At 68.8% G+C, this 7,757-nt stretch carries 7 protein-coding genes; 6 read left to right on the top strand and 1 reads right to left on the bottom strand.

Features of this window, described 5'->3' with window-relative positions:
- The coding region (locus ACYVAG_RS14150; protein ID WP_460770676.1) for a hypothetical protein at nt 1-210 on the bottom strand (210 nt) is incomplete at its 3' end.
- Nucleotides 211-325: 115 nt separating this feature from the next.
- On the opposite strand from ACYVAG_RS14150, the gene ACYVAG_RS14145 reads away from it, so the two are divergent.
- The 6 genes from ACYVAG_RS14145 to ACYVAG_RS14120 all read left to right on the top strand — a co-directional run bounded on the left by ACYVAG_RS14145 (nt 326) and on the right by ACYVAG_RS14120 (nt 7,744).
- The gene (locus ACYVAG_RS14145) at nt 326-1,777 is read left to right on the top strand and encodes a glycosyltransferase family 2 protein (RefSeq protein ID WP_460770674.1); all 1,452 of its coding nucleotides are present in this window, start codon (nt 326-328) and stop codon (nt 1,775-1,777) included.
- Nucleotides 1,774-2,019, top strand: a complete 246-nt coding sequence (locus ACYVAG_RS14140) for a hypothetical protein (RefSeq protein WP_460770672.1) — start codon at nt 1,774-1,776, stop codon at nt 2,017-2,019. The genes ACYVAG_RS14145 and ACYVAG_RS14140 overlap by 4 nt, the downstream gene beginning before the upstream one ends.
- 53 nt (nt 2,020-2,072) lie before the next feature.
- Complete coding sequence (locus ACYVAG_RS14135; RefSeq protein WP_460770670.1) at nt 2,073-4,274, top strand: putative bifunctional diguanylate cyclase/phosphodiesterase; 2,202 nt, start codon at nt 2,073-2,075, stop codon at nt 4,272-4,274.
- Between the two features lie 130 nt (nt 4,275-4,404).
- A complete protein-coding gene (locus tag ACYVAG_RS14130) occupies nt 4,405-5,901 on the top strand; it encodes a methylmalonyl-CoA carboxytransferase subunit 5S (RefSeq protein ID WP_460770668.1) in 1,497 nt (498 codons plus the stop codon).
- An 11-nt stretch (nt 5,902-5,912) separates the two neighbouring features.
- Nucleotides 5,913-7,475 (top strand): acyl-CoA carboxylase subunit beta, encoded by a 1,563-nt coding sequence (locus ACYVAG_RS14125; RefSeq protein ID WP_460770666.1) that lies wholly within the window; start codon nt 5,913-5,915, stop codon nt 7,473-7,475.
- Nucleotides 7,472-7,744, top strand: coding sequence for a hypothetical protein (locus tag ACYVAG_RS14120; protein WP_460770664.1), 273 nt, complete (start codon nt 7,472-7,474; stop codon nt 7,742-7,744). The genes ACYVAG_RS14125 and ACYVAG_RS14120 overlap by 4 nt, the downstream gene beginning before the upstream one ends.
- Nucleotides 7,745-7,757 lie beyond the last annotated feature (13 nt).

Here is a 7,757-nt window from a genome sequence, read left to right as displayed (position 1 = left end):
AGGTAGCGTCGGCCATGTCGAGGTCTTCCAGATGGGGAGCGTGAGAACTCCCATCATGTGAAGACCTCGACGCCTACCCCGAGACCGACGCGCCACCCCCGCGACCCACCCTCGATTCGGATGAGCCTGTTTGATGGTGACGCCGCTCTCGCGGCGACGAGCGACCGCGACGACGTCCTCGCGGAATTCTCTGGGATAGGGACCGGGCATGATGACATCCTCCCCGCCAGCGCCTCCCGGCACTAACGATCAGTTGTCACCCATTCGTTCCTCACGCCCTTTCCAAGATTTCGTGCCACCTACTTCACCCAACGAAAGCAGCGACATGCAAGACAACCCGACCACCTTCGGACTCAACCGGGCCGTAGGCCTTTTCGTCGTCGTCATCGCCCTCGCCGCTGCGGGCATGCTGTGGCTCGGCGTCGCGCTGGTGGGCTCCCCGAAGGGTGCCGAGGTCCGCCACGAACGCCTGTTCGGCTGGCTCGGGTACGCCTGGGACCCGCAGGCCCCGACGTGGCCCGCCCTCGTCCTCTCGATCGGCATCGCGCTCGCCCTCGCCGCCGCCGTCACCTGGATCGAGATGGCCATCTCCCGGCGCTACCGCCGCTCCGTCGACGCCCACACCACGCCGCTCGCGCCCCAGGTCGTCATGGACGCCACCGAGGGCGTCTTCTACGGCGAGGTGACCATCACCGTGGTCATCCCGGCCCACAACGAGGAGGACCGCCTCGGCGCCACCCTGGCCTCCCTGAAGGCCCAGGACACGCCCCCCGACCGCATCATCGTCGTCGCCGACAACTGCACCGACCGCACTCCCGACATCGCCCGCGAGGCCGGGGCTGAGGTCTTCGTCACGGTCGAGAACACGCACAAGAAGGCCGGCGGCCTCAACCAGTGCCTGCGCCAGCTCCTGCCCCAGCTCGGCGAGAACGACTGCGCCATGATCATGGACGCCGACACCGTGCTCGAGCCCGGCTACCTCGCCGCCGCCCGTCGACGCCTGACCGACGACCGGGCCCTCATGGCCGTGGGCGGCCTGTTCTTCGGCGAGGCCGGGGGAGGCATGCTCGGTCAGTTCCAGCGCAACGAGTACACGCGCTACTCCCGCGACATCCAGCGCCGCAACGGGCGCGTGTTCGTGCTGACCGGCACCGCCTCGGTGTTCCGGTCGCGGGCCCTGCGTACGGTCGCGGAGCTGCGCGGCACCGAGCTACCCGGCCGCCACGGCGACGTGTACGACACCGCGGCCCTCACAGAGGACAACGAGATGACCCTCGCGCTCAAGAGCCTGGGCGCGATCATGGTCTCGCCGCCGGAGTGCAGGGTCGAGACCGAGGTCATGACCACCTTGGGCGCGTTGTGGAAGCAGCGCCTGCGCTGGCAGCGCGGTGCGCTGGAGAACCTCGGGGCGTACGGCGTCACGCCCCAGACCACGCGCTACTGGTTCCAGCAGCTCGCCCTCGGCTATGGCTCGGTCGCGCTGTTCTCCTACTTCTTCCTGATGGCGATCCTCGTCCTCGCCCTGAACCAGTGGGTGTGGTTCCCGTTCTGGGTCGGCGTGGGCCTGCTGTTCGCCCTCGAGCGCGTCGTCACTGTCCGCCGTGGCTCGTTCGCCGGCAAGGTGCTCGCGGCCCTGGTGCTGCCCGAGCTTGTCGACGCCACCTTCCTCAACGTCGTGTTCCTCAAGGGGGTCCTTGACATCCTGCGGTCCAAGCAGGCCGAGTGGACCCACGTCAGCGCCACCGGCCAGGTCGTCAACAACAAGGAGCTCGCATGACCATCCTCGGCATCTTGCTGCCCGAGTCGGTGCTCGAGTCGCGCTGGTACGCGGTCCTCGCCGCCTTCGTGCTGATGAACACCGTCATGTACGTGACCTTGGCGACGGTGAAGACGCTCCCGGTGATCCGCCCGCTCGAGTGGTTCCGCCCCCACCGCCAGCGCGCGCGCAACCGGAGCATCTATCCCGACGTCCCGGCCGCGCCCCACGGGGACGAGGCCAGGGACGCGGAGCTCTCCTGAGGGCAAGTGGGCGAAGCCCCGCGTGCCCCCGGACGCCGCTCTATCATCAAACAGTGCGCACCCACCAGACGTCCCAGAGCGGTGCGATCCGGCGTGCGTTGGTGTTCCTGCCCGCGCTCGTGGTGGCGGCGGTCCTGAGGCGCCTGCTGTTCGCCGACTCCGACCCTGGTATGGCGATGTTCTGGCCCGCCAGCGGTGTGGTCACGCTGTGGGCCGTCATCGCACGCAGCCGCCGCGAGCTGGCGTTCGTCGCCGTGGCCATCGCTGTCGTCCTCGTCCCGGTGTTCGCCCTGGACGGGTTCACGCTGCTGGGCAACGCCTTGATCGTGGTCACCAACCAGATGATGGCGATCGGCGTACGCATCGGCCTCGACCTGCTGCGCCACCGCCCCCACCGTGGGGAGGCACTGCCCCCACCCATGGAGCTGCGTACGCCCCGGGACGCGTACCGCTTCGTCCTCGTGGTGTTCGCCGTCGTCTCGGTGGGGTCCGTCGGCGCCACCCTCGCCGTCGTCGCCAACGGCCAGCCCTTCCACTGGGACACCGCCATCGGCCAGCTCTTCCGCAACTTCGCCAGCATCCTCGCCATCACCGGAACCGGGCTGGTCTGGGTGACCGGCGACGAGAGGGACCGTCCGGTCCGCTGGAACCGTGTCATGATCGTGGCCGGCTTCACCCTGGTCCTCGCCGGCGGCATCTTCGCCGCCGGCATGGAGCTGCCGCTGGTGCTGGCCCTGCTGCTGCCCCTGTTCTACAGCGGCATCAGCGCCCCGCCGTGGCTGGCGACGCTGCACGCGACGGCGACCGCGGCGCTCATCGTCGCACTGGTCCAGACCTTCGGCGCCGGACCCTTCGGCGCCACTGGTTCCGGGCTCATCATGGCGACGTCGGTCCAGCTGTTCGTCGTCGTCAGCTGCATCCTCATCCTGGTTGTCTCGACCGCGATGGCCCGCAGCCGCATCCTCGCCGCGCGCGTCGTCCACGACCCGCTCACGGGCCTGCTCAACCGCGAGGGTTTCGACGAGGCCGTCGCCGCGCGGACGCAGCGGCTGGAGGAGGATGGGGAGGACTCGGCCCTCCTGCTCGTCGACCTCGACAACTTCAAGGACGTCAACGACTCCCACGGCCACCTGACCGGCGACCAGCTCTTGGTCGCGATCGCGCGCGGGCTCCGCACGGCCGCCGGCCCCGACGACCTCATCGCCCGGCTCGGTGGTGACGAGTTCGCCGTGCTGGTGCCCGACACGGGTTCGGCGGGGGCGGCCGAGGCGGCCGCCGGGCTCGTCGCGCGCGTACGCGAGACCACGTCGCGCCTGGGCGCCGAGCAGCGCCGCGTCACCGCCAGCGTCGGCGCGGTGACCCTGGCCGGCGCGCGCAGGGACGGCACGGACCCGCTGGTGCTCGCCGACATGCTGATGTACGACGCCAAGGAGAGCGGCCGGAACCGCTTCGCGCTGCACGACCCGACCTGCGGGTCCAGGCCACGCATGGGGCAGCGCCTCACCATGCAGCGCCGCCTGGAGGACGCCCTCGACAACGGACGGTTCGAGCTCCACCTCCAGCCCGTGCTCACCCTCGACACCGAGGTCATCCGCGGCGCCGAGGCCGTCGTCCGCATGCGCGAGGGGGATGAGCTCCTGCTGCCCAACACCTTCATGCCGCTCGCCGAAAGGGCGGGGCTCGCCCCCCGAGTCGACGCCTGGGTCATGGCCGAGGCGCTGCGCCTGCTCGAGCAGCTCGTCGCCCTGTCGCCCGGCTTCGTCCTCGCCGCCAACGTCTCCGGGCCGTCGGTCAGCAGCCCGGACTTCGAGTCGCTCCTGTCCGACCTCCTCGACGCGCGCCCCCCGGCCCCCGGCCAGTTCGTCCTCGAGCTCACCGAGACCATGGTCGTCGCCGACATGGACCAGGCGCGCGCCCTGGCCACGTGCCTGCTGCGCCGGGGCGTCGACATCGCCCTGGACGACTTCGGGTCGGGCGCCGCGTCCTTCTACTACCTCAAACAGCTCCCGTTCTCCCACATCAAGATCGACGGCCAATTCATCACAGACATCGTCAGCTCGCCCGCCGACCGCGCCATCGTGCGTTCGTTGGTCGGCGTCGCGCGCGAACTCGACAAGACGACCTTGGCCGAGCACATCGTCGACCGCGCCGCGCTGGAGGTCGTCCGTGACCTCGGCGTCGACTTCGGTCAGGGGTACGGCATCGGTCGGCCCGTGCCCTATGACGAGTTCGTACGCCTCCACCTCGGCGGCTGAGTGACCCCCGGGGCTCGCCGGGGCGGCACGGGTGCTGTGGTCCGACGAGAGCCTACGCCCAGACCAATTGGTCAGACATAGGGGGTGGGGGCCTCGCGTGACCGCTGCGCCCCTTTGCTTGGATAGACCCATGAGCCCACGCAAGATTGGTGTCACCGAGGTCGCCTTGCGCGACGCCCACCAGTCCCTCATGGCCACCCGCATGGCGATGGAGGACATGGTCGGCATCTGTGAAGAGATCGACCAGGCCGGATATTGGAGTGTCGAGTGCTGGGGCGGAGCGACGTTCGACGCGTGCATCCGCTTCCTGAACGAGGACCCGTGGGAGCGCCTGCGGACGTTCCGTGAGCTGCTGCCGAACAGCCGCCTGCAGATGCTGCTGCGCGGCCAGAACCTGCTCGGCTACCGTCACTACGAAGACGGCGTCGTCGAGCGCTTCGTCGAGAAGTCCGCCGAGAACGGCATGGACGTCTTCCGCGTGTTCGACGCCCTCAACGACCCGCGCAACATGGCCCAGGCCATGCAGGCGGTCAAGAAGACGGGCAAGCATGCGCAGGGCACCATCTGCTACACCGTTTCGCCGCTGCACACCACCGAGGGCTACGTGAAGCTCGCCGGCCAGCTCCTCGACATGGGTGCGGAGTCGCTCGCGCTCAAGGACATGGCCGCGCTGCTGAAGCCCCAGCCGGCGTACGACATCGTCAAGGCGATCAAGGACACCTACGGCGACGTCCAGATCAACGTGCACTGCCACGCCACCACCGGCGTGACGCTCGTGTCGCTGATGAAGGCCATCGAGGCCGGCGCCGACGTCGTCGACACCGCCATCTCGTCGATGTCGCTCGGCCCGGGCCACAACCCGACCGAGTCGCTCGTCGAGATGCTCGAGGGCACGCCCTACACGACCGACCTCGACATGCACCGACTCGAGAAGATCCGCGACCACTTCGCCGAGATCCGCCCGCGCTACAAGGGATTCGAGTCGGCCATCACCGGCGTCGACACCGACATCTTCAAGTCACAGATCCCCGGCGGCATGATCACCAACATGGAGTCCCAGCTCAAGGCCCAGGGCGCGGGCGACCGCATCCGCGAGGTCATGGAGGAGGTGCCCCGCGTACGCGAGGACGCCGGCTTCCCGCCGCTGGTGACCCCGTCGTCGCAGATCGTCGGCACCCAGGCGGTGTTCAACGTGCTGATGGGGCGCTACAAGGTGCTGACCGGCGAGTTCGCCGACCTGATGCTGGGCTACTACGGGACGTGCCCCGGCGTACGCAACGCCGAGGTCGTCGCGAAGGCCCAGGAGCAGACGAAGAAGGAGCCCATCACCGACCGCCCGGCCGACCTGCTCGAGCCGGAGTGGGACACGCTGGTGTCGGACGCCCAGAAGCTCGAGGGCTACAACGGGTCGGCCGAGGACGTGCTGACCAACGCGATGTTCCCCGGCGTCGCCCCGAAGTTCTTCGCCACAAGGGCCGAGGGCCCCAAGAACGTCGGCAGGACCCCGGAACAGGTCGAGGCCGACCGGGCGCGCGCGGCTGGGGAGGACAAGGCCGTACGCGAGCCCATCACCTACAAGGTCACCGTCGGTGACCGCACATCCACCGTGTCGGTCGAACCGGCCTGAGGAGTCACCCCATGACTGAAACCACCCAGCCCTCCATGAAGCAGCGCCTCGAGCAGCTGGCCGCCGCGAAGCGCGAGGTCGAGCTCGGCGGCGGCGAGAAGCGCCTCGAAAAGCAACACGAGAACGGAAAGCGGACCGCGCGCGAGCGCATCTCCGACCTCCTGGACGAAGGCACGTTCCAGGAGACGGGCATGTTCTCCAAGCACCGCACGACATTCTTCGGCATGGACAAGGCCGTCGCCCCCGCCGACGGCGTCGTCACCGGCTCCGGCGCGGTGCTCGGCCGCCCGGTCCACGTGGCGTCGCAGGACTTCACCGTGATGGGCGGCTCGGCCGGCGAAACCCAGTCGAACAAGGTCGTTGCGATGATGAAGGCCTCGCTCACGACCGGCACGCCGTTCGTGTTCATCAACGACTCGGGCGGCGCCCGCGTGCAGGAAGGCATCGACTCGCTGTCGGGCTATGGGCGCGTGTTCTTCAACAACGTGCTGCTGTCCGGCGTCGTGCCACAGGTGTCGATCATCGCGGGCCCGTGCGCGGGCGGGGCCGCGTACAGCCCTGCGCTGACCGACTTCATCATCCAGACGCGCAAGGCCCAGATGTTCATCACCGGGCCGAACGTCATCAAGTCGGTGACGGGCGAGCAGGTGACCGCCGACGACCTCGGCGGCGCCGACGCCCACATGACGCGCTCCGGCGTCGTCCACTTCGTCGCCGACGACGACGAGCAGGCCGCGCTGATCGCGAAGAAGCTGCTGAGTTTCCTGCCCCAGAACAACACCGAGGACCCGCCCATCGTCGAGCCGGACGATGTGGTGGAGCCGAATGAGGCTCTCCGGGACATCGTCCCGGCCGACGGCAAGAAGGGCTATGACGTCCGCGAGGTGATCGGCAACATCGTCGACCACGGCGACTTCCTCGAGGTGCAGGCAGGCTATGCGCAGAACATCGTGGTGGGCTTCGCGCGCATCACGGGCCGCACGGTCGGCGTCGTCGCGAACCAGCCGCAGGTGATGTCGGGTGTGCTGGACATCAACTCGTCGGACAAGGGATCGACGTTCGTGCGGTTCTGCAACGCGTTCAACATCCCGCTGCTGACGCTCGTCGACGTGCCGGGATTCCTTCCCGGCGTGGCCCAGGAGCACGGCGGCATCATCCGACACGGCGCGAAACTGCTGTACGCGTACTCCGCCGCGACGGTGCCGAAGATCACCGTGGTGCTCCGGAAGTCCTACGGTGGCGCCTATCTGGCGATGTGCTCGAAGGACCTTGGCGCCGACCGCGTGTTCGCGTGGCCGACGGCGGAGATCGCGGTGATGGGTGCCGACGGGGCGGCCAACATCGTGTTCAAGCGCGAGATCGAGGCGGCCGACGACAAGGACGCCAAGCGGGCCGAACTCGTGGATCTCTATCGTGAAACGTTCTCCACGCCGTTCATGGCGGCGTCGCGCGGGCTGGTCGACGACATCATCGACCCGGCCGACACGCGGCGCGAGGTCGCGATGGCGCTGGAGATCCTGTCGGCGAAGCGCGAGACGCGGCCGACGAAGAAGCACGGGCTGGGGCCGGCATGACGTCATCGACTTCGTCGCCGGACGAGCTGCTCGAGCTCGTCAAGCAGCTGTCGGCGCGGCTCGAGTCCGTCGAGTCGGAGCTGGCCGAGATCAAGGCGCGGTCGGACGCGGAGATTCCCGAAGAGGTCGTCATGGCGATCTCGGCGGCGGTGTCTGCGTACCTCGGCAACCGCGCCAGGGTGAAGGCCGTCCACTTCCGCCGGACCGGGGCGTGGGCCCAGCAGGGCCGCAGCGCCGTCCAGAGCCGTACTGTCCCGCACTCGCGTTGATCCAGGAGACATC

It is taken from the genome of Mariniluteicoccus flavus (assembly GCF_054776655.1).
Note: the sequence above shows the minus strand (reverse complement) of the source record. Positions and strands in the feature narration are given on the sequence as shown.